This is a genomic window from Marinomonas piezotolerans (genome assembly GCF_003362755.1).
Lineage (GTDB): Bacteria > Pseudomonadota > Gammaproteobacteria > Pseudomonadales > Marinomonadaceae > Marinomonas > Marinomonas piezotolerans.
The window spans coordinates 157,051-179,961 of sequence record NZ_QKRA01000007.1; the positions used below are offsets into that span (position 1 = coordinate 157,051).

At 44.7% G+C, this 22,911-nt stretch carries 26 protein-coding genes; 19 read left to right on the forward strand and 7 right to left on the reverse strand.

The window, feature by feature from the left end:
- Positions 1–2: 2 nt before the first annotated feature.
- Positions 3–1,265: a tryptophan synthase subunit beta gene (trpB, locus tag DN730_RS14425; RefSeq protein ID WP_115468854.1), complete on the reverse strand. Its 1,263-nt coding sequence runs from the start codon at positions 1,263–1,265 to the stop codon at positions 3–5.
- 483 nt (positions 1,266–1,748) lie between these two features.
- On the opposite strand from trpB, the gene DN730_RS14430 reads away from it, so the two are divergent.
- The 3 genes from DN730_RS14430 to DN730_RS14440 all read left to right on the forward strand — a co-directional run bounded on the left by DN730_RS14430 (position 1,749) and on the right by DN730_RS14440 (position 3,536).
- The gene (locus DN730_RS14430) at positions 1,749–2,126 is read left to right on the forward strand and encodes a COG4315 family predicted lipoprotein (protein WP_115468855.1); all 378 of its coding nucleotides are present in this window, start codon (positions 1,749–1,751) and stop codon (positions 2,124–2,126) included.
- 121 nt (positions 2,127–2,247) lie between these two features.
- Positions 2,248–2,787, forward strand: a complete 540-nt coding sequence (locus tag DN730_RS14435; RefSeq protein ID WP_115468856.1) for an RNA polymerase sigma factor — start codon at positions 2,248–2,250, stop codon at positions 2,785–2,787.
- Complete coding sequence (locus tag DN730_RS14440; RefSeq protein WP_115468857.1) at positions 2,772–3,536, forward strand: hypothetical protein; 765 nt, start codon at positions 2,772–2,774, stop codon at positions 3,534–3,536. The genes DN730_RS14435 and DN730_RS14440 overlap by 16 nt, the downstream gene beginning before the upstream one ends.
- A 47-nt stretch (positions 3,537–3,583) precedes the next feature.
- On the opposite strand, the gene DN730_RS14445 is transcribed toward DN730_RS14440, so the two are convergent.
- Positions 3,584–3,901: a DUF1840 domain-containing protein gene (locus DN730_RS14445; RefSeq protein ID WP_115468858.1), complete on the reverse strand. Its 318-nt coding sequence runs from the start codon at positions 3,899–3,901 to the stop codon at positions 3,584–3,586.
- A 129-nt stretch (positions 3,902–4,030) separates the two neighbouring features.
- Between DN730_RS14445 and DN730_RS14450 the strand changes: the two genes are divergently transcribed.
- A complete protein-coding gene (locus DN730_RS14450; protein WP_115468859.1) occupies positions 4,031–4,366 on the forward strand; it encodes a zinc ribbon domain-containing protein YjdM in 336 nt (111 codons plus the stop codon).
- Between the two features lie 54 nt (positions 4,367–4,420).
- On the opposite strand, the gene DN730_RS14455 is transcribed toward DN730_RS14450, so the two are convergent.
- The 3 genes from DN730_RS14455 to DN730_RS14465 form a co-directional block, all read right to left on the reverse strand.
- Entirely contained in the window at positions 4,421–4,765 is a 345-nt protein-coding gene (locus tag DN730_RS14455) for a cupin domain-containing protein (protein WP_067036007.1), read from the reverse strand.
- A 114-nt stretch (positions 4,766–4,879) separates the two neighbouring features.
- On the reverse strand, positions 4,880–6,436 hold the full coding sequence (locus tag DN730_RS14460; RefSeq protein WP_115468860.1) for an ATP-binding cassette domain-containing protein: 1,557 nt from the start codon (positions 6,434–6,436) through the stop codon (positions 4,880–4,882).
- Positions 6,437–6,626: 190 nt separating this feature from the next.
- Positions 6,627–6,878 (reverse strand): hypothetical protein, encoded by a 252-nt coding sequence (locus DN730_RS14465; protein WP_115468861.1) that lies wholly within the window; start codon positions 6,876–6,878, stop codon positions 6,627–6,629.
- A gap of 288 nt (positions 6,879–7,166) precedes the next feature.
- On the opposite strand from DN730_RS14465, the gene DN730_RS14470 reads away from it, so the two are divergent.
- The 4 genes from DN730_RS14470 to DN730_RS14485 are packed head-to-tail and all read left to right on the forward strand — an operon-like array spanning position 7,167 to position 10,490.
- Positions 7,167–7,913 carry a MipA/OmpV family protein gene (locus DN730_RS14470; RefSeq protein WP_115468862.1) on the forward strand — a complete coding sequence of 249 codons (747 nt, stop codon included), beginning with the start codon at positions 7,167–7,169 and terminating at the stop codon, positions 7,911–7,913.
- 1 nt (position 7,914) lies between these two features.
- The gene (locus DN730_RS14475) at positions 7,915–8,589 is read left to right on the forward strand and encodes a hypothetical protein (RefSeq protein WP_115468863.1); all 675 of its coding nucleotides are present in this window, start codon (positions 7,915–7,917) and stop codon (positions 8,587–8,589) included.
- Entirely contained in the window at positions 8,582–9,679 is a 1,098-nt protein-coding gene (locus DN730_RS14480) for a sensor histidine kinase (RefSeq protein WP_115468864.1), read from the forward strand. Before DN730_RS14475 ends, DN730_RS14480 begins: the two co-directional genes overlap by 8 nt.
- A 13-nt stretch (positions 9,680–9,692) precedes the next feature.
- Positions 9,693–10,490, forward strand: a complete 798-nt coding sequence (locus DN730_RS14485; RefSeq protein ID WP_115468865.1) for a LytR/AlgR family response regulator transcription factor — start codon at positions 9,693–9,695, stop codon at positions 10,488–10,490.
- A gap of 209 nt (positions 10,491–10,699) precedes the next feature.
- Here DN730_RS14485 and DN730_RS14490 read toward each other — a convergent pair whose 3' ends face one another.
- Positions 10,700–11,344, reverse strand: a complete 645-nt coding sequence (locus DN730_RS14490; RefSeq protein ID WP_115468866.1) for a hypothetical protein — start codon at positions 11,342–11,344, stop codon at positions 10,700–10,702.
- Between the two features lie 194 nt (positions 11,345–11,538).
- On the opposite strand from DN730_RS14490, the gene DN730_RS14495 reads away from it, so the two are divergent.
- The 11 genes from DN730_RS14495 (at position 11,539) to DN730_RS14545 (ending at position 21,975) form a co-directional block, all read left to right on the forward strand.
- Positions 11,539–12,210, forward strand: a complete 672-nt coding sequence (locus DN730_RS14495; protein ID WP_115468867.1) for a YoaK family protein — start codon at positions 11,539–11,541, stop codon at positions 12,208–12,210.
- Positions 12,211–12,329: 119 nt separating this feature from the next.
- Complete coding sequence (locus tag DN730_RS14500) at positions 12,330–12,689, forward strand: hypothetical protein (protein ID WP_115468868.1); 360 nt, start codon at positions 12,330–12,332, stop codon at positions 12,687–12,689.
- A 78-nt stretch (positions 12,690–12,767) separates the two neighbouring features.
- Entirely contained in the window at positions 12,768–14,249 is a 1,482-nt protein-coding gene (locus tag DN730_RS14505) for a transporter substrate-binding domain-containing diguanylate cyclase (protein ID WP_147290585.1), read from the forward strand.
- Between the two features lie 101 nt (positions 14,250–14,350).
- Entirely contained in the window at positions 14,351–14,968 is a 618-nt protein-coding gene (locus tag DN730_RS14510; protein WP_115468870.1) for a LysE family translocator, read from the forward strand.
- 46 nt (positions 14,969–15,014) lie between these two features.
- Positions 15,015–15,206: a DUF3185 family protein gene (locus DN730_RS14515; protein ID WP_115468871.1), complete on the forward strand. Its 192-nt coding sequence runs from the start codon at positions 15,015–15,017 to the stop codon at positions 15,204–15,206.
- A gap of 49 nt (positions 15,207–15,255) precedes the next feature.
- Positions 15,256–15,951, forward strand: a complete 696-nt coding sequence (locus DN730_RS14520) for a DUF4336 domain-containing protein (RefSeq protein WP_115468872.1) — start codon at positions 15,256–15,258, stop codon at positions 15,949–15,951.
- A gap of 239 nt (positions 15,952–16,190) precedes the next feature.
- A complete protein-coding gene (msrP, locus tag DN730_RS14525) occupies positions 16,191–17,180 on the forward strand; it encodes a protein-methionine-sulfoxide reductase catalytic subunit MsrP (protein ID WP_115468873.1) in 990 nt (329 codons plus the stop codon).
- A gap of 1 nt (position 17,181) precedes the next feature.
- Positions 17,182–17,787 (forward strand): protein-methionine-sulfoxide reductase heme-binding subunit MsrQ, encoded by a 606-nt coding sequence (locus DN730_RS14530; protein WP_245957980.1) that lies wholly within the window; start codon positions 17,182–17,184, stop codon positions 17,785–17,787.
- Positions 17,788–17,928: 141 nt separating this feature from the next.
- On the forward strand, positions 17,929–19,197 hold the full coding sequence (locus DN730_RS14535; RefSeq protein ID WP_115468874.1) for an ABC transporter substrate-binding protein: 1,269 nt from the start codon (positions 17,929–17,931) through the stop codon (positions 19,195–19,197).
- A gap of 9 nt (positions 19,198–19,206) precedes the next feature.
- A complete protein-coding gene (locus DN730_RS14540) occupies positions 19,207–21,450 on the forward strand; it encodes an ATP-binding protein (protein ID WP_158541221.1) in 2,244 nt (747 codons plus the stop codon).
- A gap of 51 nt (positions 21,451–21,501) precedes the next feature.
- Positions 21,502–21,975, forward strand: a complete 474-nt coding sequence (locus DN730_RS14545) for a GNAT family N-acetyltransferase (RefSeq protein WP_115468876.1) — start codon at positions 21,502–21,504, stop codon at positions 21,973–21,975.
- A gap of 24 nt (positions 21,976–21,999) precedes the next feature.
- Here DN730_RS14545 and DN730_RS14550 read toward each other — a convergent pair whose 3' ends face one another.
- Positions 22,000–22,788 (reverse strand): endo alpha-1,4 polygalactosaminidase, encoded by a 789-nt coding sequence (locus DN730_RS14550; RefSeq protein ID WP_115468877.1) that lies wholly within the window; start codon positions 22,786–22,788, stop codon positions 22,000–22,002.
- Positions 22,789–22,911 lie beyond the last annotated feature (123 nt).

A 22,911-nucleotide genomic window follows, 5' to 3' on the forward strand; every position in this document is an offset into this window, starting at 1 on the left:
GCTTAGGCCTCTCCTTTGTCTGCGTTGTTCAAGTGATCTTTATAATCAGCTAAGTAATCTTCTAAAAACTCTGGGAAGGTTTCGTCGTTCATCGCTTTGGCAACATTGAAAATGTCCTTATCACCTCGGCCGGATAGGTTGATAACTATTCGGCTATCTTTCGGTAGATTGGGAGCATCTTTGAAGGCGCCTGCTAGAGCATGAGAGGACTCTAGTGCTGGGATGATGCCTTCTTTGCGGAGCAATAATGAGCAAGCATCAACAACTTCGTCATCCATCGCATACTTCATTTGAATACGGCCTTCTTGTGCTAAGTGTGCGATGATCGGTGAGACACCTACATAGTCCAAGCCAGCCGCGATAGAATGCGTTTCTTGGAGTTGACCATTTTCGTCTTGCAAGAACATGGTAGCAAAACCCTGTGCTATCCCTTTTGTCCCTAAACCGTGTGATAGTCGAATAGAGTGTTGACCAAGCTCTAAGCCTTTTCCGCCTGCTTCGACACCAATCATTTCAACATTTTTCTCATCTAAGAAAGGTAGGAAAATGCCAGCCGCGTTAGAGCCGCCACCAACACACGCATAGAGGCGGTCAGGGTATTGACCAAACTGTGCTTGGCTTTGCTCTTTCACTTCTTCGCCAATGACAGATTGGAAAAATGCCACCATTTCAGGGAATGGCGCGCAACCACATGTTGTACCGATCAGATAGTGGCTTTCTTCATGGCTAGAAGACCAGTCACGTAAAGCTTCGTCCAGCGCATCACGAAGTGTTTGTGAGCCTTCGGCTACAGATACGACAGTTGCGCCCAATTGTTTCATCCAGAAAACGTTTGGATATTGACGTTTAACGTCCTTCGCGCCCATGTAAATAGTACATTCCAAGCCCAAACGAGCGGCTATCAATGCTGTTGCTACACCGTGCTGACCTGCGCCGGTTTCTGCAATCACGCGCTTTTTACCCATGCGCTTAACTAGTAGCGCTTGGCCGATTACGTTGTTCATTTTGTGCGCGCCAGATTGGTTTAAATCTTCACGCTTAAGGTAAATCTGAGCGCCGCCAAAGTGATCTGTTAAATTTTTACAGAATGTCAGTGGAGTTGGGCGACCAGAATAGTTTTGCCATGTGTCTTTCAACTCAGCAATGAACTCAGGATCGTTTTTTGCTTCTTCAAATGCTTTAAGAATTTGTTGTTGGCTTGGGTAAAGAATCTCAGGGATATAACTCCCACCGAACTCACCGTAGTAACCATTATTGCTTTGCATGAAAGACTCCTATCGGATCTGACGAGACATAGTAGCAGGTCTCAAATTAATAACTAAACGATATGGTAAAGTTAATAGAAAGAATCTGGCTCGTCAAGAGCAGATAAGCTATTTTATTTACTGTTGCGTTTAGTTAATTGTTAGGCCGCATCGCCATTGCGTTACATGCGAATGAATCGATGAAAAAAGCATGTTTTTGAAGACCAAGTAGGAAAATGGCGTTTGCGGCAATTTGTGCAAATTGTAGCATCAATCATAAGGTAAAAAGTGGGGAATTATTTAAAAAGAGACAGCATGATCAATGATTCGATTCAGGAAGTAAGTCGTATTCCTATACTCGGCGTAGGGGGGGCTAGAATGACGTCAGAGTGTTAAAAAAGCATAATTTGAAAAATAATTTATATCTGTGCATCCAAACGATAATTTGACTTCGTCTTAGGTTGTGTAAGCACTACATCATTTTACTAAACGGAGTAACAAACTATGAACGTACCATTTAAATCTCTCATCGCAGGCTTTGCCATTTCTGCTGCCTCTATCACCAGCGTTGCAGTAATGGCAGCGGATACAATACTAACCGATTCATCGGGTATGACATTGTATACCTTTGATAAGGATTCCGATGGCGTTTCTAACTGTAATGGTGGCTGTGCGATAAAATGGCCTCCTTACCTTATGGAGGACGGTGCCAACGCAAAAATGGGTTTTGGTCACATCATTCGTGAGGACGGCTCTAAACAATGGACTTACCAAAACGAGCCTTTGTATACTTGGGTCGGAGATAAAAAGAAAGGTGATACAACAGGTGATGGCCTTGGTGGTGTGTGGCATGTTGCAGAAAAATCAGGGTACTCATACTAATTTTCACATAGCGTTTTAATTCCAAACCTATTGTCTATCTTTCTATAAAGCAATGAACGCAGTTCATTGCTTTTTTATTAAGCTATGTTTTCAACCTGCTTTTAAAAAGAGATGGTGAGTCGTGGATAATTTGGAATGGAACCGTCAAGTTAATGCGTTACTGTACCGAATACAAAATCGGGACCAACTAGCGCTGAGATTATTATATGAATTGTGCAGCGGAAAGGTACTTGGATTAATCTCTCGCATAGTTAATGAACAGCATGAAGCAGAAGACGTATTGCAAGATGTCTTTATTAAGATATGGAATCAAGCAGAGCAACATAACAACCAAGGTGCGGCTTGGGCCTGGATATGCGTGATGTCACGCAACAGTAGTTTAGATCGTTTAAGAAAGCTGCAAAAGCACCCTCATATATCGACAGATGAGAACGACGAGCTCATTAATGCTTTGATTTATAACGATGACGGTCCAGACAATATTGCACTGAATCGTTGTTTATATGCGTTAAAAGAGCAAACACGAAGTAGCGTTTTGCAGTCCTATTTATACGGTTATAGTCATAATGAGTTAGCGCAAAAAATGTCTGTTCCATTGGGAACAATGAAGGCTTGGATTCGTCGTGGCTTACAGGAGCTGAAACTATGTCTGGAAGCTTAAGGTATCACAATGCGGTCATCTGTGATCATTTGGCCAGCCAATATGTCGTCGGTCATATGACGCCGCGAGTTCGCAATCGTGTCGAAGCGTTACGTGTAGTGAGTCCCGAATTGGATAAAGCGATTATTCACTGGTCCGAGTCATTTTCGACAATCCACAATGCGCTGCCTGACAAACAGCCAGACGCGAAAACCTGGAGCCAAATAGAGCAGCAGTTATTTGATCACGCTGCACCAAGGGAAGAAAAAGCGTCCATTTGGCGGAGTTTACGCTTTTGGCGCTTTACTGGTGTGAGTGCTTCATTGGCATCAATTGTTTTGGCTGTCATGTTATTTGTGCATCCTCCTGAGCGGACAGAGGACAATGCATTAGTGAATTCGACACCGCAATACATTGCTGTGATGTCGCCGACTGCCAATAGAAAAGACATTCGCTTTGTCGTCAATCTGTATCAAAAAACAGAAAAAACCCCATCAAGACTGTTTATTCAGTGGGCGGAAAGTCAGCCTAGAGCCATAAAAACACGCATGCATTTGTGGGCGAAGGATAAAGATACGGGGCAGTTCGCGTACATAGGTCTTGAACCCAACGATAACGTAACGTGGGATTTGCAAAAGACCACATGGCAAGCTGTTTCCAGTAGCAGTGAATTGTTTTTTACCGCGACAAAGGTACGACCGACGACCGAAAACACCTTGTTTTCTGGTCCCTGTATTCAGCTTGGAAATTGGAAACAAAACCTAATTTAAGCAATGAGTAATGATGCCCACCTTAAAAAGGTGGGTGAATGACCTTATTACGTATTGTCCCACATGATATGACTGTCTTCTTGATTGGCTGCTTTAAGCATGTCAATTAAGGGGACAGCTCGGTTGGCAAGGCTAATGGGTGGTGTGTCTTGTTCATTTTCATCAAGGTCGGCGTCGACTGGCGTGCCGTTTACCTTTTCCGCCGCCAAGGCCGACATAAGCTTCTCTAGTGCTTGGGGAATATCCTCGGCTTTAATTGCGCCAGATGTCTGGCTTCCATATCCCATCATCGAAATCATTTGCAGCCCAACCGAGCCGAACATGGTGATATTGGCGTACGCATTGCTTCGAAAAGTGATTAACATGATAGCGCCTCATGGGGTTGAGTAGTTTTTCGTTGGTTTGTTTATTAGTGCCGTTAGTATAGCCTTTATAGAACGGTAAAGCCCCGTTATCATTAATGTGACTTCCGCTATTGAGATAAGATTATCATCATGTCATTACCACCTTGCCCGAGCTGTCAATCTGAATATGTGTATGCAGATCAAGCGTTGCTTATTTGCCCAGAGTGTGGGTATGAATGGAGCCCATCAGAAGAAGCGGAAGAGTCGGCGATTAAAGTGAACGATGCGAATGGTGTCTTGCTTGAGGAAGGGGATAAGGTGATCTTAGTGAAAGATCTGAAAGTGAAAGGCAGTTCCCAACCCCTTAAAATAGGTACTAAAGCGCTAGTGAAGCGCATTCATGATAAGAAAGATCATCAGCTTGATTGTAAAGTAGACGGTGCTGGCGATATGTATATCACTGCGAAATTTGTTAAAAAAGCGTAGTCTCACAGACTACGCTAATTCTAGAACCGAGTATCCAGCTCTACCTAGCAGGACTTAAGCGAACACAAAGTACTTGCGCACAGTTTCCACAACTTCCCAAGTGCCTTTCATACCAGGTTCGATCACGAACACATCGCCACCTTTTAGGTGCTTAGGCTCTTCTCCTTCCGGTGTGATGATGCAGTAGCCTTCTAAAAAGTGGCAAAACTCCCATTTATCGTATTCGACTTCAAATTTGCCCGGGGTGCAGATCCACGTCCCCATGATTTTACTGCCATCTTCTGAAAGGTAAGCATTTAGATTGACTGTGTGAGGTTCGCCTTCGATGCGCTTCCATTTGGTTGCATCAACCACAGGCGTTGGGCAGGTTTCGCGCATTACTGTAATGAAGTCCGACATTCTAGCTCCAAGTGTCATTTAATAGAGCGATCATTGTAGGGAGCTACCTCACCAATAAGTTGTCTTGCGCCGACAAGCAGCAGTGAAAATACGTCCTCTGCATGAAAAAGAACCTCATGGCGTTGGACACTGCAGTGTGATGACTTTGTCTGTTCGTAGCCAGTCATCCTGATGCGTTACGAAAATGACGGCTCCCTGATAACGATCGAGTGTGATTGCTAGTTGGTCTTGGCTATCGAGATCTAAGTGATTGTCGGTTTCGTCTAGGATTAATAGCCCATTACTGGGCAGCTGACTGATCAATAACAACGCGACCTTCATACGCTCGCCACCGCTCAACATGGAGCAAGGTTGCAAAGCATGCTCACCACGTAAGCCAATACTAGCTAACAAAGTACGTGTGGTGCTGTAATCAATATTTGGGACACGCTCTTGAAGGAACGCTAAGGGGGAGTCAGATTGATCCAGTAAACTCAGGTGTTGATCGAGGTAAAGCGCGTCGCAACGGCTGTTTAGTTGTCCAGATGTTAGTGTCTGAATACCTTGAATGCACTGAAGGAGCGTTGATTTACCGCTGCCATTTGGCCCGTTGACCCGTAGCCGTTCTCCGCGATCTAAGGAAACGGTCAAGGGCGTTTTATCGCCCAAAGGGAGTACAACTTGTATGAGATCAAGTAAGCGGCGCTGAGTCGTGTTTGGTTGACTGAGTTGCAAATTCAGTGCAGAGACCTGCGTTTGTTGATCTTGGTATTGGGAGACGACTTGCTTTAGAGCTTCGCTACGTTGATCGGCTCGCTTAGTTTGAGCTCCGCTCTGAATTTGCGCCTTGTTTTTCTTCTTATCGAGAAGCATTTTAGACTGGCTGCCCGACGCACGCAGTGCTTCGCCATGACGCTGCCGACGTTGAGCTTTTTGCTCTCTATCGTGCTGCTCACGTTGCTCCTTCTTGAGCTGTGCTTTGGCATGTTGAACTGCATTGAGGGTGTCTTGGCGTTGCTTTTTCAGCGCTTCGCGAAGGTCGGTAAAGGCTAAGTGATAGGGATGAACCCCAGTTTCGTCCAGAACTAAAAAACGATCAACACTGTTTAGCAGTGTCTTATCATGGCTGACTAGCAGCACAGTGCTCTTTGTTTTAGCCAACTGGTCAATTAGCCATTGAGTGCTAGGTTGATCGAGATGATTACTCGGTTCATCAAGAAGTAATAGGTCAGGTGATTGTTGCAACAAACCAATTAGATGTAGCTTAGTGCGTTGTCCGCCGCTGAGCTGATGCATGGTCTGTTCTAACCGAACTGATAAACCAGCTTGGTCTAGCCAAGTCTGCGCACGTTCGCGTACATCCCAGTGATGTTCGAGAAAATCGATGTCGGAATCCCTTGGCGTACCAACTTCAATACGCTCCAAGGCATCGTAGTAAGAGCCTAAGTGTAATGCATCAATGACGCGCTGATGGTTGTTCACCTCATCGCTGGCCGACTGTTGTAACAGTTGATACGTACCCGTGATGGATACACCGTTTTGTTGCGGGTTGATGCATTCTAGCAACGTAGACTTCCCTATACCATTGCGGCCAACTAATGCAGTGACTCCAGCGGTGCAAGAAAAAGAAATATGGGAAAATAGGACATTACCGTTCGGTAACGCAAAAGACAGATCAGAGACAACCAACATAACACGCTCACATGGAAGTCAACGACTTCCTCACCTTAATTCAACCAATAACACGATCTTTGAAAAAAAGGCTTAGTTGTTCACGGCGCGTTACGCTCCTCTTCAATAAGTGATGGAACAAGTTTAGGGCAGATAAATAATAAAGACAAGAATACACCCAAGGACAGGGATGGCATTCAAGGGTGGCGATCTACTTGAACCATACTTTTCCGCCGATGAATTTAAACGCGGGGGTACCGCGTACCAACGTATCACGAGCAAACTCTTTTTGGCAGTTAGGACAATGGCAAGGTACTTGAGTGAAGTCTTCTGCAATTCGTTCTTTAAAACACTTCACTAATGCCCCTTTGCCTCCTTTTCGGTACTTAAAAAGCTGAGCGCCGCAGTGTTTGCAAAATATATCGACGGTTTTCGACGGGGCTTTCTTGTTGGGTTTCGCCATGACATTAAGTGCTCATTTAGTACCGGGGCGCATAAAAATCGTGACATGGTGACGAGCTAGCGACGGACTGTCAATAAAGACCGTTAAGCCTATGTTTAACGGAATGATTGAGTCCACTGTACCTATCGAAGTCACGTCGGGGAGGGCAACACGGTTTATCCCACCTAGCGACCATTAATTCCGCATAGCTTCCATTTGTCATCTCGCCATTTGTTGCCAGCGACTTTATGGGACAGTTGCTTCGTGTTCAACGAACACTCCCTTTAAAAATATGATCTGGAAAACACAATGACCTTTTTGACTAAAACTGGCAGTTATTATGTACTTTCGTTTGCAGCAGCGCTATCGATGGCAGCAGAGGCAAGTGAACTCAACGTTGATTTGGGTGTGACCGCACTTGGACAGCAGCATCACATCGTTGGTGAGGATGACAAAACAGAATTACACCCGTACTTGAACTTGCAATACGGTATGTTTGTCGCGGGCCCAGATGGGGTCGGGATCACAACCAGTGTTGGGCAGCGTGATCAATTCAGCGCACTGGTTTCAGTGCGGGAAAGTGTGTTGGATGGTGTGAACTCCAAACTTGATAAAGTGAATGAGCGTAAAGACGCCGCGGAGTTCGCGCTTTATTGGACTCACATGTCACAAAATATTGATGTCACAGCGGCCGTGGCGGTGGACGCATCGGATACTCATAATGGCTACGAAGCAAAGTTAATCTTTTCGAAGTTGTTAGAGACGAACGCTGGCTCGTTTGTTCCAGCGTTAGCGATCCTACATCAGTCGGATAAATTAGTAGATTACTATTATGGTGTGACGCCATTGGAGTCGGGTACTGGCTACGCTGCATATACTGGCGAAGCAAGTACCAACGCTAATTTATCCTTGACTCATATCTACCCCATCACTCAGCACTGGCACCTGACAACACTGGTTGCCTATGAGCATTTAGGTGAGGGGATTCAGGATAGCTCGATTGTAGAGCGTTCAGGGTATTGGAGCGGTGCAATGACGATGCTGTATAGGTTCTAATATGATGACCACTAAAGAACAAAAAGTAGCGGTGGGCGGGTATTGCTCGACCATCGCGGGGCTATGTTTTTTGTTTGGGATAGGCGTTTACGTGCGCTTTTTTCTCGATCACCAATATGGCGATATCAGCGCCCCCTTTGACAGTCAATTGCGAGTGCTCTCAGAGCACTCATTATTACTCAATGCATGGTATTTTATTATTTATATTGTATTTGGCTTGGCGCTGTTAGGGTTTCAAATAGGCGTACAGCCATTACAAAAAACAGGGGGAGTGCGCCAAGCTAGCGCTGTCTTAGGGTATTTTTGGATGGCGCTAACCATTGCGACGGGCATGCTCGCTAATGTTGCTGGACCGATGGTCGTGCAGCTTGCCTCCCATGACCGTGAAGCAGCTTCGTTTCTTTGGTACGCCATGCAAATGGTGATTGAAGGGATTGGCGGGGGCAACGAGCTCGTAGGTGGATTATGGATGATCACGTTGGCGTTAACCTTACGTGGCGTGAGTGCATTCGAACAAGGATTAAGGGTGCTGGCGTTTGCAGTGGGCATGATGGGGGTATTGTCGTGTGCGCCAAGCTTGGTAGAGCTAGGCGGTATATTTGGTGTGGGATGCATTATTTGGTTTTTGGCGATGGGGATCAGAATGATCCGTTTTAGAGGACGCTTTAGTGCTTAGAATATTATCTGGTGGCTTTTGGCGGCGTCATGAGTTACTCAAAGACAGTTTGATGGTCATATTCTACTGCAGTTTGATTGCCAGTGTGATTTGGGTAACAGAAGCAGGTGAATTTTGGATGACTTTACAAGTATCGCTGGTGTTTGGCGCGGCTTGTCTGTCGAGTATTCGTCTCAGTATTTACTACTTAAAAGATCGGACTTCGGTCGCGGCTGCGACGGTTCTTGGGTATTTAGGTGGTGTCGTTATTGGCATGACGTATCTAATGAGCCAAATATACGAGTCCTTCGATGATGTAATGGCTGCTCCTTGGTCGGATCTATCATTGAAAGTCTTGTTCAGTATGTTGGTGACGTATGTATTTTATAATTCGCATCGCCTGAGTCGTAAAGAGCGAGAGCTGCAAGACCAACGGATGCAGGCTCTTATGCAGGAAAAGAAACTGGCCGAGTCCAATTATCAAATGCTGCAATCACAAATAGAGCCGCATTTTCTATTTAATACCTTGGCGAATATTCAAGTGTTAATCAAGATTCGCCCAGAAGCCGCTCAGCAGATGATCGAGGATTTAACCAGCTTATTGCGGGTCTCGATGAGTAAGGTGAAACAACCCCGCATTAAACTAACCGAAGAGCTGGATTTAGTGGCTGCTTACCTATCAATTCAAAAGGTTCGTATGGGGGAGAGGCTGAACTTTGATATTCAAAAGAAAGGAGAGGTCGATAACATTGATTGTCCGCCTTTTTTACTACAGCCATTGGTAGAGAATTCAGTAATTCATGGTATTGAACCTAGTTTACAGGGCGGGCATATAGACATTTCTGTCTCCGTAGACCACCGAGTATGCAATGTGAAAATTCGAGATACGGGCTTAGGGTTAGCACCGAACTGGGAAGATAGACAGCAAGCGACTAACGAACATGGTATCGCCTTGAAAAACGTTCGCCAGCGCTTACAGTTAATCTACGGCGAAGCCGCCAGTTTCTCACTTCGAAATGCTCACAACGACCACGGTCAAGTCGCGGGCTGCATTGCTGAAGTTGAGTGGCCGATTGGTAATGACACACCTGCAATCGCTCGTGCTTCATGAGAGGAATAGATTGATGACGGATATAACTACGGTAGATTCCCTGCAATCAGAACCGTTAAACGTGATGGTCGTTGATGATGAGCCTTTACTTCGATTTCATCTACAAAAGCTCATCAAGGAGCTGTGGGAAGAGGTGGATCAAGTGATCGCGGTTGCCACAGGAATTGAAGCGGTCCAGATGGCAGAGCAAGTGGCGATCCATACTATTTTCATGGACATAAAAATGCCAGGTATCAGTGGTATTGAAGCCGCGAAACAATTGCGCGAAACAAACTATACCGGGAACTTGGTGTTTGTAACCGCCTATGATCAACACGCTGTGGCGGCATTTGAGCATGAAGCGTTGGACTATCTGCTCAAGCCTATTGAAGAAAAGCGTTTACTTGAGTGTGTGAAGCGCTTACAAAAGCGCGCCCAAATCGAGGTTAAATATGAACTTGATGCGGAGCAACTTACGAGACTGTTGCCTCGCATGGATAATGCCAATACGTTAGTTTGGGTCAACGCTTCAAAGGGAGACGACATTCACGTTATCAACGTACGTGATATCAGCTGTTTCATCGCCCAAGATAAATACACATCAGTGGTGACTAGCGAGGGTGAGTTCCTCATTAGAAAAAGCATCAAACAATTAGTGTGCGAGCTTAATCCCAATGAATTTTGGCGCATTCATCGTTCAACCATTGTACAAGTCAGTCACATTGAACGTGTTTACAAAGACGATGACGGTCACTATTTCGTTACTGTGAAGCACTTTAATCGAGAGCTTCCAGTTAGCCGAAATAACGCTCAACTATTTAAACAGATGTAACGCTTTATTTGCTCACTGGCCAACCGAGACTTGGCAGGCAAGCCGCGATTGATATCTTTAAATTGAACGAGTGTCGAAATGATGTGACGCCATAATACAACCAGACTATATCAAAGCGTTAACATGCTGCGCGCGCAGAGCAGGTAGAATGGAGGCAACCTTGGATAGATTATCCACCTGCTGTTGAGGTGATCATTCGCGAGTCGTGTTTACAGTTTATAACCGATTGAAGCACCGATCTGAGCACCGTCATCGAGCTCTGGATGAAACACATAGCGGGTGTATCCATATAGCTCTATCCCACCTGTGATAATCGATAATCCAACTTCAGGGAACACTCCACCGGTAACGTCTTCATCGCACGTTGTCGTATCTTCACACCCATTATCGGCGATATAAAAACCCGCACCCAATACCGGGCGGACAGAAAAATCGGGGTCAAATGATCCGACGGAATACAAAAGGGCGCCCGAACCACCGAAATTCATGCCGTCTAGGAACGACTTGCGATCATCCCAAAACATCAACACATGAGCGCGCCCAGACCAGTTATCGTCAAATAGCATGCGTACGCCAGACTCAACCATCCAGACATCCAAGTCATCGGATTGCTCGCGGCTTAAACCAGCATAAAAGTAGGCATTAATGTCGTCGCCGTTAGGGTTGAAGTCTGGACTGTCTGGGTCAAATGGCTCAAACACTTCTTCTTTTGATGACTCTTGATTAAACGCCTTTTCCATCGCTGAATGAGATGATTTCATCGCATCGGACATTTCCTCCTCTGCGTAAAGAGGTAGCGAAGCAATGCTTAAAAGACTGGCGGCGGCGATCGTGCGCACAAAGGATCGATTCATAATGTCCTCATGAACAAAAACGGATGAAGGGAAATTCGATTATAAAGCTAAGTTGAGGTAAAGCGTTCATAGAATGTTAAAAATATCTCGAAATGACTCAGGTCTGAGTGGACTGATTTGTTTTGAGGGATTCACGAGCACTATAATCGGATGGGGCACATTATCGGCACTGACACAAAAGGAGTATTCCAAAGTTGATTTCACAGTTACCTAAGTGGGTGGAAGTAGGTGCTTTTATATTGGCGTTGGTCGCTGGCTTCATTAACGCGATTGGTTTACTCAGCTTCGAACATCAATCTGTGTCTCATTTATCAGGTACAGCGACGCTACTCGGGGCGAGCGTATTAGATGCATCATTTCAAGGGACCCTTCATTTAATCGGCGTGTTGGCGGCATTTCTGCTGGGGGCCGTGTTGTCTGGCTGCTTGTTGCATGGCTCGAGTTTAAAATTGGGGCGGCATTATGACACAGCGTTAATTCTGGAAGCTGTACTTCTATCAGTGTCATTGCTGTTGTTGTCTTTTGGATCGTTTTACGGTCATTTCTTCGCATCGGCCGCATGTGGATTGCAAAACGCGCTTGCGACCACTTACAGCGGGGCAATCGTGAGGACTACCCACGTCACGGGAATATTTACCGATCTCGGAATTATGTTAGGTAAGTTCATGAGAGGCCAACCACTCGATCAACGCAAAGCAATACTGTTTTTGTTTATCATCGTTGGCTTTATATCAGGCGGTACATTGGGCGCACTGCTGTTCAATAAATATCAATTTATGGCGCTGTTGTTCCCCATTATAACCTGCGTGCTACTTGCCTTTGCCTACCGCGTCTATGTAAAACGTTTCAGCTCGACAACCCAGTGACAAATACAACGCTCACACATGAGTGGCCTTTTTCAATTGGCACCTATTTGAAAATAGGCTAGGTTGTAGTGATGACAAGATTCACAGAATAAAATCTAGAGAAGAGCGAGAAAAGGACGATGACAGATGCAATAGCCACTTTTTTTGATGCGTGGGAACTAGATGATGCAAAAGCTCGTCTAGCTAAAATAAGTAGTTCGGTAACGGAAAGCGTAAAGTATAACGATCCTCGAACGCCTGAAACGGTGGTTGGCATTGCTGCGCTCGATCATTATGTTGGAATGTTTAGTGCGAATGCACCGGGCTGGTCCGCTAAGGTGATTAAAAATGACACGATCGCTGACGTTACCCGTGTCACAGTCGCGTTCTCAGGCATGGGGCCAGATGGTGTAGAGCACATACAACATGGTCAGTATTTTGTAGAACTTGATGGGGACTTAATCTCCCGTATGGTCGGCTTTGTTGGTACGGGTGAGTAACGAGATATTTGGTCGACCATCCGACTCCTTCTTTTTACTTGGAATCACCCTAAGGGTGCTTTAGTTAGAGGAAATGTTTTGTCTAGAAGGCCTAAATATTTACGTTGGGTAAAAGATATAATCATCGCCTTGACTATGGCAGGAGCCCTTCTATTTACTGCCCTGTCCGGTGCTCAGACTACGTCTGAAATCGGATTGAGCCAAGCCGAAAAAGACTATCTTGCAGCAAAGCGATCATTGCGGGTTTGTGTGGATCCTGATCGGTTACCGTTTGATGGAGTTGATGAGCGAGGTCAGCATGCTGGCCTTTCAAAAGACTATTTCGATATTTTTACCCGCATGCTGGGTGTGGAGATGGTCGTTCCAAAAGTCGAGGATTGGGATGACCTGATGCATAAGGCTAAAAGCCGTGAATGCGATGTGGTCTCTCAAATCAACGCCAGCGAAGAGCGTAAATCTTTTCTTGATTTTACTTCCCCATATTTTTATTTGCCGCTTGCTGTTGTGACGCGCTATGACAGGATTTTTGTCGAAGAAAGCCTCGAAGGAGCTGGTACTCGTTTTGCGGTAATCAAAGGTGATATCGCAATCGATAAACTTAAGCAGCGTTATCCTAGTATTGATCTGGTTGAGGTGAAGAATAATATCCAAGCCATGGAGTTGGTCTATGACGGTGACGTCTTTGGCTATATCGGAGCACAGGGCGCTGTGGCTTTCGCGATCCAAGCGCTTGACCTAAATAAATTGGCCGTGACCGGGAGCTTACCACTTCGATATGAGCTATCGGTAGCAACGCGAAATGATGAGCCATTATTGGGTAGTGCGTTTGAAAAAGCGGTGCTTCACCTAGACCCCAAAGAAGGTCAGAGTATTCGTGATAAATGGATTGCCATTACGATTGAAAAAGTGACGGACTATACATTGTTATGGCTGACCTTGTTGGTATTAGGAACAGTAATTATTGTTTCAATATACTGGAATAGCCGCTTAGTAAAAGCGAACAGAGCAATTCGAGATGCGCTAAACGATTTGCATGCCGCGCAAGTTCAGCTCGAAGAGCAAAATAAAATATTCAAGAAGCAGTCGATTACCGATGCACTGACGGGGCTCTATAACCGCCTTAAACTGGACGAAGAGCTTTCTTGTGCGATTGCCCAATCGGACGACACGAAGCGTAATTTCGCGGTCATTTTATTGGACATCGATTACTTCAAACGGATGAATGATCAATGTGGCCATCTGATTGGTGATGAGTTGTTGAAGGCGCTTTCCTCCCTGATGATAAGCACCTTGAGTAAAGGAGAAATCCTAGGGCGTTGGGGAGGTGAAGAGTTTCTTATCATCAGCCCTGATACCGATTTGCAGACGGGCGAAAAACTGGCAGAACAACTAAGAGAGCGCATCGCAGCGCATGTATTTCCTGCGGGAAAAACATTCAGTGTTAGTATAGGCGTCGCAGTTTATCAGCCTGGCGAAACAGCTGATGCCTTGATCGGACGTGTAGACAAGGCCCTTTATCGCGCTAAAAAACAAGGGCGCAACCGCGTGGAAGTAGATTGATGATGTTGGAAATCCAATAGTAATTGACAGCTTATATAGGTCTCTAGCACAGTCGATATACAATATTAAGAACGGATAGACACACTAAAAGGAACGGAGAGATGATTTCGATTGAATTTTTACTAACATCGCTAGTGGTGGTTCTGATTCCCGGGACGGGCGTGCTATACACTGTGGCGACGGGGTTGCTTGTTGGTAAGCGAGCCAGTTTATTTGCGGCGATCGGCTGTACTTTAGGGATCATCCCTGCATTGTTAGCCAGTGGTTTGGGATTGGCCGCTGTGTTTCATACCAGTGCGGTGGCGTTCCAAGTTGTCAAGTATGTGGGGGCTGTGTATTTGTTGTATCTTGCGTGGCAGATGTGGCGCTCGTCTGGTCCGTTGTCTGTCAGTAACACCTCCTCTCCAATGAATGCGTCGAGCGTTATTCTTAAAGGCTTTCTGATCAATATCTTAAATCCTAAGTTATCTATTTTCTTTTTGGCATTTTTGCCACAGTTTATTCCTAGTGCAACCGAAAGCGTGTTGATGAGCATGATGGCACTGGGTCTGGTATTCATGCTCATGACTTTTGCAGTATTTGTCGTCTACGGCATACTATCGAGTCAGGTAAGCCATTTCATTGTCACATCTGAAAAGGTGAGTACCGTGATGCAGAAAGTGTTTGCAACCAGCTTTGCTGCGCTCGGACTTAAGCTAGCGCTCACTGAACGGACTTAATGAACTCCGTAGAGTTTTTGAACATTTTTAAGACTAAGGACACACAATGAACACTAAGGTTATTGGTATTGTATTGATCATCATCGGGGCGGCTTTGGCTTTGTGGGGCTACAATATTTATGATTCAGCGGGCTCTCAAATCGGCCGAGCAATAAGCGGTGACACGCCAGTAGAAGCGTGGATTGGTATGGTTGGCGGCGCCATTTGCATCGCGATAGGGTTATTAAGAGTAAAGTAGTTAGCCTAACTTAGCCGCAGATAAAATCGTATTCGGATGGGGGAGGCAGATGGATAAGCTCGCAGATGAAATATGGATATTCGATGGTGACACGGTCCAATTCTTAGGGTTGCCATTTTCCACTCGGATGACGGTTGTCAGACTATCGAATGAGGAACTGTGGGTGCATAGCCCCATTAGTCTTACGAATTCAATTAAAGCTCAACTACAGAAATTGGGAAATGTGGCCTACCTGATCGCGCCCAACCATTTGCACCATCTATTTTTATCTGAATGGATTGACCATTATCCTGATGCGGGCGTTTACGGCACCAACGAGGTGATCAAAAAACGCGATGACCTTGTGTTCACAGGGTCGTTGAATGACGAGCTTAATTGGCCTTGGGCGGAAGGCATTGACCAAGAGTTGTTTTCAGGCTCACCTCTTATGGAAGAATGTGTGTTTTTCCATAAAGGTTCAGAGACTTTGATTGTGACCGATCTGGTCGAGAATTTTTCTGGTAAGAGCTTTAATTATTGGCAAAAGGGTGTTGCTAAAGGTGTTGGGATTCTAGCGCCTCACGGTAAAACTCCGTTGGATTGGCGTCTTAGTTTTATGTTTGGTAAAGCCGATGCTCGCCACCATCTTGATAAAGTCCTTGCTTGGAATCCTAAAATACTGGTGATGGCGCACGGTGAAATTGTAAGGGAAAATACCGATACATTCTTGGCGCAGTCATTTAAGTGGTTGGCGAAAGGCGATTAGACGCAGATGCGGATGTGCGTGTGGGGCTCTTGGGGGAATATCGACTAGAGCAAACTCACTTGTATCGTAGTCGGGAAACGTAGTGGTATGCCCGAGGAGAATGGAATTATGAGTTCTCTCATTGTTTTAAACAGTTTATCGCCGCCTCGTGAGTGTGATTAGTCAATGCTGTGTTTCTACATTAATTGAACAAACGCGTACTATACTGGTCAATCCTGTGACCGAATGAGGATAATGCGATGTTGATAAAGCATAAAAAACGATCTGATTGTTCTGAAAATGATGTGACGGACCAATCGGTCTATCTCAACCGACGCCAATTTATGAAAGTCACGGGTGGCACGGCATTAGGGTTAGGGTTAGGGAATGCTTTTGCTGCGCTGCAATCGGGAAACCCGCTAGTACCACCACAGCCGTTAGAGAAAGCCTTTAACAATATTGCTGAAACCTCATATGGCAGCGGTGAAACCGTGGCCCCTTATGATGTTGCGACGTCCTACAACAATTTCTACGAATTTGGCTATGGCAAAGACGATCCTGCCGAGAAGTCTGGGTCGCTACAGACGCGCCCTTGGACCATTACTGTTGAAGGTGAGGCAGAGGTCACAGGGGTATTTGAACTAGACGACATCATCAAGCAAGCCGCTTTGGAAGAGCGAATCTACCGACTTCGCTGTGTGGAAGCATGGTCCATGGTTATTCCTTGGGTAGGGATTCCCCTCGCAGACGTTCTGAAAAAATTCAAACCCACGTCAAAGGCGAAGTATGTGTACTTTGAAACGCTTTTAGATCCGAAGCAAATGCCAGGACAGCGCGGTAGATCAATTGATTGGCCGTATCGTGAAGGCTTACGTATCGACGAAGCAATGAATCCGCTAGCGTTACTGAGTGTGGGGATGTATGGAAGCATTCTTCCTAATCAGAATGGTGCTCCTGTCAGGCTTGTTGTACCCTGGAAATATGGCTTTAAAAGTATTAAATCCATTGTCAAAATACGCTTTGTTGAAACGATGCCAATCACCACGTGGAACACACTGGCGCCCAATGAATATGGTTTTTATGCCAATGTGAATCCACAAGTGGATCACCCAAGGTGGTCGCAAAAAGAAGAGCGTCGGTTGCCGAGTGGCGTATTATTTCCAAATGTGATCGAAACGGCGATGTTCAATGGCTACGAAGAGGAAGTCGCTGATTTGTATGCTGGTATGGATCTGAAGAAGAATTATTAACGTGAGAGCATTCTGGGATCGTAAAGAAAAGCCTTTTGTACTAATTGTGTTTTTATTGCCGTTTTTATGGATGTTTGGCTCGCTGTTGTTAGGTCAGTATTTTCCTGATCCTGGGAAGCTGTTGATGAGATTAAGTGGGATTTGGGCTTGTGTGTTTGTCGCTGTCGCATTGTCAGTGACTCCACTAATGTCGTTACAGCGTTTCAGAGTGCTGTCACGTTATCGGCGCTTTTTGGGGTTATCCGCGTTTTTTTATTCTGTGCTGCATCTGGTGATCTATTTGATCTTGTTTGCTGGGCTAAGTTGGCGATGGATACGATCTGATCTGGTTGAGAAACCCTATATCTACGCGGGTGTCCTCGCATTGGCGATCCTTTTTGCGTTAGCCGCAACAAGTACTAAAAAAATGATGAAACGGCTCGGTCGCAATTGGAAACGTTTACATCGCCTTGTTTATCTTGCTGCGATCGCTATCGGAGCACATCTGTGGTGGCAGGTAAAAAGTGATACCTCCCTTGCCATCATATTCTCCTTGGTGTTTGCCGCGCTTCTGGGCTATCGGATAGCGGTCAATCGAAAGCGTCTCAGAAACATGCTAAGCAGCTAAGCTCGCGCTGCTTTTGTGGAGTCGTCTATCGGAGACTGTGGCGCATCTTGCAGATGCACATAGGTGTGTTTGCCTTTCTTATTCCTAGGTTTCCAAACTATACTCAAAGTCATAATAAATACAGGGACAGGACTAGCAATTATGAGTGAATTACTCAATCGCCGAAGCTTTTTGCGCACTCTCGGAGCGGGCGTTGCAATGTCGACCGTTGCACTCAAAGCCCCATACGTTTATTCCAAGAAAGTCGTTACGTTAAGAGTGATGGGAACTCATGTCACCTTGCAAGAAGAGCTTCGTCAAAGAGCGATGAAGGAGCTTGGGATTAATCTTGAGTTTACCCCTTTGGGGGACGCTGCCCTGCTGCAAAGGGCGTCATCCGACCCCAGTTCGTTTGATTTGTACGAGCATTGGTCTGATTCGATCAATATATTGTGGCAAGCCGGATCGATACAGCCAATTGAAACAGAGCGGCTAAGATATTGGCATGAAGTTAACAACCTGACTAAAACAGGTAAATTAGTGGAAAGTTCTCATGTTGGAGCAGGTGATGCACCAAATAAAATCATTTATATACAGCCAGATGGTTCACTAGGCGCCAATCCCACGAAGCAGCTTAGTTTTATGCCCTATGTTCATAACGTCGACTCCTTCGGATACAACACTCAACACATACCTGAGGGCATCGCCTATGAAACAGAGTCTTGGGCGTGGCTGCTAGACGAGCGAAACAAAGGGAAGGTAGGGCTGGTCAATGCACCGACCATTGGTGTGTTTGATGCGGCGCTAGCCGCTCAAGCACAAGGTCTAATGACATTTAAAGACATCGGTAACATGATGATTGCGGAAATAGATCAGCTGTTCGGAATTCTGCTTCAGAAAAAGAGACAGGGTCACTTTTCTGGGTTCTGGACGTCGGTTCCGCAGTCGGTAGACTTCATGAAATCAGGGCGAGTGAATATTCAAAGTATGTTTTCCCCGGCGGTGAGTGCGTGCAGAGGCCAAGGAATACCAGTTGTTTATGCAGCGCCCAAAGAGGGGTACCGTGCTTGGCATGGGGTGATGTGCTTGTCTTCGAATGTCAGTGAGGAGGTCAAAGAAGCTGCCTATGCCTACATGAATTGGTGGCTATCGGGATATCCTGGTGCGTTTATTGCGCGCCAAGGTTATTACATTTCAAACCCCCAGCGCAGTCAAAGCTTGATGTCTCAGGCAGAATGGGATTATTGGTACGAGGGAAAAGAAGCGGCCACAGATTTGCGCGGCACCGATGGTAATATTTCGGTGAAAGCGGGGGAGTTAAGGCATGGTGGCAGTTACGTTTCCCGCCTATCAAATATTGCTGTGTGGAATACTGTCATGCAAAACTATGATTACAGCTTAGATAAATGGTACGAGTTACTCAATGCTTAAGGAATGAATTTGATTACTATCTTCGCGCGCTCTATCGCGGCAAAAGTCGCTTTAGCCTTTAGTTTTGTTGTTGTGACGCTTGTTGTAACGTATGTCGTAATGTCTCAGCGACTCGATAGTATTGAAGTGGCAATGGATAATGTCACCGAGATTAGCAGCTATACCACCTCGATTATTCGGATAAATAAAGACATTATTGAAATTCAACGAGATGTTTCTGTATACAGCTCATCCGGTAGTGATGCGGTATTTGAAAAAATAAATGAAAACTTTCAAGATATACAGACGCGTCTCAATGCTCTATATGATGTAGATACGCTTAAACATGAGCGGGAACATATTAATGCTTTATCACAACTGGTATCTCAACTAGGGAGTAATTTAGATGTTTTGTCTTCGCTTTATAAATCAAGAGAAGAACTGATAGAGGTCGTATTAGAAAATATTTATCAAACAGCGATTCATCAGCTTGATGATTTAGAAAAATCCGCACCAACGGTAGAGCAAAAACTTAAAATCGTAGAAGAAATCAATCTCTGGCACATGTTGCATCGTAATGCTTGGTTGTTTCTCTCCAAGAAAGAATATAATAAAAGAAAAGAAGTATCCTCCACTCTAAGAAAAATTTCTTCCAGTCATTTTGTAGGGCAAGAACAAGCATCTACACAATTAAACGAGTTGGCAAAAGAATATAGAACCTCCTTTGCCAAAAGTGTGCAAGTTAATCGAAACTATTTTAATCTCGTAAATGTTGTCATGGCAGGGGATGCGATTGAATTTGGAACGTTAGCGAACGAACTAAGAGAGCACTCACAATCCCGACTGCAAGACATAAAGAGTATTGCTAGTCAGAGCATATCAACGACAGAAAATACTATGAATCTTATTAGTATTGCTATCGTGCTTTACTTATTCTTATTAGCACTTTTCTTTCACCTTTATATGACGAAAGCGATTACGCGATTAACATCGAGTTTTAGTCGATTTCTTAAAGGTGATTTGTCGGCGACAATTAGTCACACCAATCGACAAGATGAGATTGGAGTACTAGCGCAGGCGGCCAGTCGATTCCGAGATGTAAGTATAGATTTAGAGAAAGAAAAGAAGGCTGCAGAACATACGTCTAAAGTGAAATCCGAATTTTTGGCGAATATGAGTCATGAAATTCGCACACCTATGAATGGCATATTAGGGATGGCATCGCAACTTTCTCACACGAATTTAGCCGAGTCGCAAAAAGAAATGCTCGACATTATTATGTCTTCTGGCGAAAGTCTTCTCGTCATTATTAATGATGTTCTAGATCTGAGTAAGATTGAGGCCGATAAAATTGAGCTTGAACATCGGTCTGTAGACTTAAAAAATATGTTACGTGATCTAGAGCTTTTGTTTAGAGCGCAAGCCGATGCGAAGGGCATAGATTTATATATTCAAACATGCCCTATTCATGACAATATTATTTTCATCGGCGACGAGACAAGAATAAAGCAAATATTGATGAACTTGTTAGGTAACGCAATAAAGTTTACTGATCAAGGAAAAGTTGCTCTTAGCGTAGACGTAATATCCAGCTTGGATAATAAGTTAACGCTACAATTTAGCGTAGAGGATACTGGTTTAGGAATTGAGCCAGACAGAGTTGAAAAAATCTTTGAAGCTTTCTCACAAGCAGACACTTCGATTACTCGAAAATTCGGTGGTACTGGTCTTGGGTTGACCATCACCAGTAAGTTGCTAGCGTTAATGGGGAGCGTACTTAATGTAGAGAGTGAAGTTAATAAAGGTTCAAAATTCTCCTTTACAATCCACGCCGAAAAATGTGATCTCGAAAAGTTAACTGATCAGAATGAACTAGATGTGAAAAAACAAAATAATAATAACTACTCAGATTTAAACATACTTGTTGCCGAAGATAACAAGACCAATCAAATCGTAATAAAGGGATTTCTTAACACGCTAAGTGTTGGGGCAATCACCATCGCTGAGGATGGTGATCAAGCCATCAACCTATGCAATAGCAACTCCTTTGACCTTATCTTTATGGATATGCAGATGCCAATCATTGATGGCCTTCAAGCAACCAAAGAGATAAAGAAAATGGAGAGTTATCTCAATGTCCCGATTATTGCGCTAACAGCTAATGTGTTTGAGGATGATAAGAAACAGTGTGCAGAAGCGGGGATGTGCGATTTCTTGGGTAAGCCTATTAATCTCGATGATTTAGAACGCATTCTAAAAAAATGGGTGAAATGACCTAGTAAGGGGGCGTTGGGGATAATCGCGTTGATAAAGGTAAGGATTCATATGGATATACATCCCTATTCAGAAACGATCGCTAGAGAGATTGCTGATTTATTCTATCAAGCCGTCCATGCAATTGATTCATCAATCTATTCGCAAGCGCAAAAACAAGTGTGGGCACCTGAGCCGATTAATTATGAGCAATGGTTCGCTCGTCTTAATCAGAAGAAGCCCTATGTTGCGATCATCAACCAGTCTGTAGCGGGCTTTATTGAATTGGACGATGATGGACACATTGACTGCACCTATACTCATCCAGACTATCAAGGAATGGGGGTTGCCACGTCTCTTTATAAGCACGTACTTGCGCAAGCTCGAAAGCGAAACTTAACACGCTTATATGTTGAAGCGTCTCTGATTGCGAAACCATTTTTCGAGAAGCAAGGATTTGCCGTCGTTAAAAAGAATGAGCTAATAAGAGGTGGCATAACGCTGGAAAACTTCATAATGGAGAAGTATTTAGATTCGCGTAATTGAGCATTGTCCGAGGTTTTTTTTGGTTTATAGACAGCTTTCACGAAAGCTGTCATCCAGCTCAAGTGGCAAAAGCAACGTGCTGAATTTGAGAGTGTGAGCGTACTGACAGAGGTTATCGCGCGCATGATATTCAACATGAAATACCGCTTTGTTTTGATCAATAAATGGCTTTAAATGATGGCACTCTTGGTATTCCATGCATTCTTCATTAACGGCAAAGTCGAAGTCGTTCACTAGCTCTGGAATTAATCCAAGGCTATTTTTTAAACCAATGGACAGCTTAAGTATATGGGCGCTTTGCGCTAAAAAGCGGTTGAAGCGTAGTTGATCGCTGGTGGTTAATGAGAAGCCTGTGTTGTTCTGATAGCCATCGACGTTATCAGGCTCGACGCCATCACATCCTTTTTGGGCTGCAAGTTTTAAACGATTTTGCATCCCTCGCCAGACTTGCTTATCACGGATGTCTAGCCAATGCTCTCCAAGCCATTCGTCTAAAGGTTTCCCTATGGATCGTTTGGGAAAAGACTGAATGTCGTTACGCCAATCTTCAAAAGACCCTGCTGAAAAGTAACAAATCACTTTGTGCCCCTGCCGTTGTAGAGATTGGATTTGCTTGGCATCTGTATCAAATAAGTCTACGTCGTATACCTCGGCGTCATATCGTGTGTTGAGGTTACCTTGCAATTGCCATTGCCACGTGGTTCCTGCTTTAGGCTGAAACCAATGGGTAGTAGACGCTAACGCGGGGTAAAACAAAGAAGCCAATAAGGATAATATGATCAAGGCTATATAGACTTTTTTTTGTTTAGGCATCTTGTGGCGGCTCCATAGATCTGGAGGTAATTACAGGATAAAAGGGTTCAGCGAATTTGAGAATGTATCGAAAATGCAAGGTTGTAATTGGCTTAGTTAGGAGGCCAATACGTTAAACTTTCT

Bases quoted from the DNA above. Each gene is read 5' to 3' on its own strand.
- trpB (WP_115468854.1), bottom strand. From the start codon at position 1,265: ATGCAAAGCAATAATGGTTACTACGGTGAGTTCGGTGGGAGTTATATC.
- DN730_RS14430 (WP_115468855.1), top strand. From the start codon at position 1,749: ATGAACGTACCATTTAAATCTCTCATCGCAGGCTTTGCCATTTCTGCT.
- DN730_RS14440 (WP_115468857.1), top strand. From the start codon at position 2,772: ATGTCTGGAAGCTTAAGGTATCACAATGCGGTCATCTGTGATCATTTG.
- DN730_RS14445 (WP_115468858.1), bottom strand. From the start codon at position 3,901: ATGTTAATCACTTTTCGAAGCAATGCGTACGCCAATATCACCATGTTC.
- DN730_RS14450 (WP_115468859.1), top strand. From the start codon at position 4,031: ATGTCATTACCACCTTGCCCGAGCTGTCAATCTGAATATGTGTATGCA.
- DN730_RS14455 (WP_067036007.1), bottom strand. From the start codon at position 4,765: ATGTCGGACTTCATTACAGTAATGCGCGAAACCTGCCCAACGCCTGTG.
- DN730_RS14460 (WP_115468860.1), bottom strand. From the start codon at position 6,436: ATGTTGGTTGTCTCTGATCTGTCTTTTGCGTTACCGAACGGTAATGTC.
- DN730_RS14465 (WP_115468861.1), bottom strand. From the start codon at position 6,878: ATGGCGAAACCCAACAAGAAAGCCCCGTCGAAAACCGTCGATATATTT.
- DN730_RS14470 (WP_115468862.1), top strand. From the start codon at position 7,167: ATGACCTTTTTGACTAAAACTGGCAGTTATTATGTACTTTCGTTTGCA.
- DN730_RS14475 (WP_115468863.1), top strand. From the start codon at position 7,915: ATGATGACCACTAAAGAACAAAAAGTAGCGGTGGGCGGGTATTGCTCG.
- DN730_RS14485 (WP_115468865.1), top strand. From the start codon at position 9,693: ATGACGGATATAACTACGGTAGATTCCCTGCAATCAGAACCGTTAAAC.
- DN730_RS14490 (WP_115468866.1), bottom strand. From the start codon at position 11,344: ATGAATCGATCCTTTGTGCGCACGATCGCCGCCGCCAGTCTTTTAAGC.
- DN730_RS14500 (WP_115468868.1), top strand. From the start codon at position 12,330: ATGACAGATGCAATAGCCACTTTTTTTGATGCGTGGGAACTAGATGAT.
- DN730_RS14510 (WP_115468870.1), top strand. From the start codon at position 14,351: ATGATTTCGATTGAATTTTTACTAACATCGCTAGTGGTGGTTCTGATT.
- DN730_RS14515 (WP_115468871.1), top strand. From the start codon at position 15,015: ATGAACACTAAGGTTATTGGTATTGTATTGATCATCATCGGGGCGGCT.
- DN730_RS14520 (WP_115468872.1), top strand. From the start codon at position 15,256: ATGGATAAGCTCGCAGATGAAATATGGATATTCGATGGTGACACGGTC.
- msrP (WP_115468873.1), top strand. From the start codon at position 16,191: ATGTTGATAAAGCATAAAAAACGATCTGATTGTTCTGAAAATGATGTG.
- DN730_RS14535 (WP_115468874.1), top strand. From the start codon at position 17,929: ATGAGTGAATTACTCAATCGCCGAAGCTTTTTGCGCACTCTCGGAGCG.
- DN730_RS14545 (WP_115468876.1), top strand. From the start codon at position 21,502: ATGGATATACATCCCTATTCAGAAACGATCGCTAGAGAGATTGCTGAT.
- DN730_RS14550 (WP_115468877.1), bottom strand. From the start codon at position 22,788: ATGCCTAAACAAAAAAAAGTCTATATAGCCTTGATCATATTATCCTTA.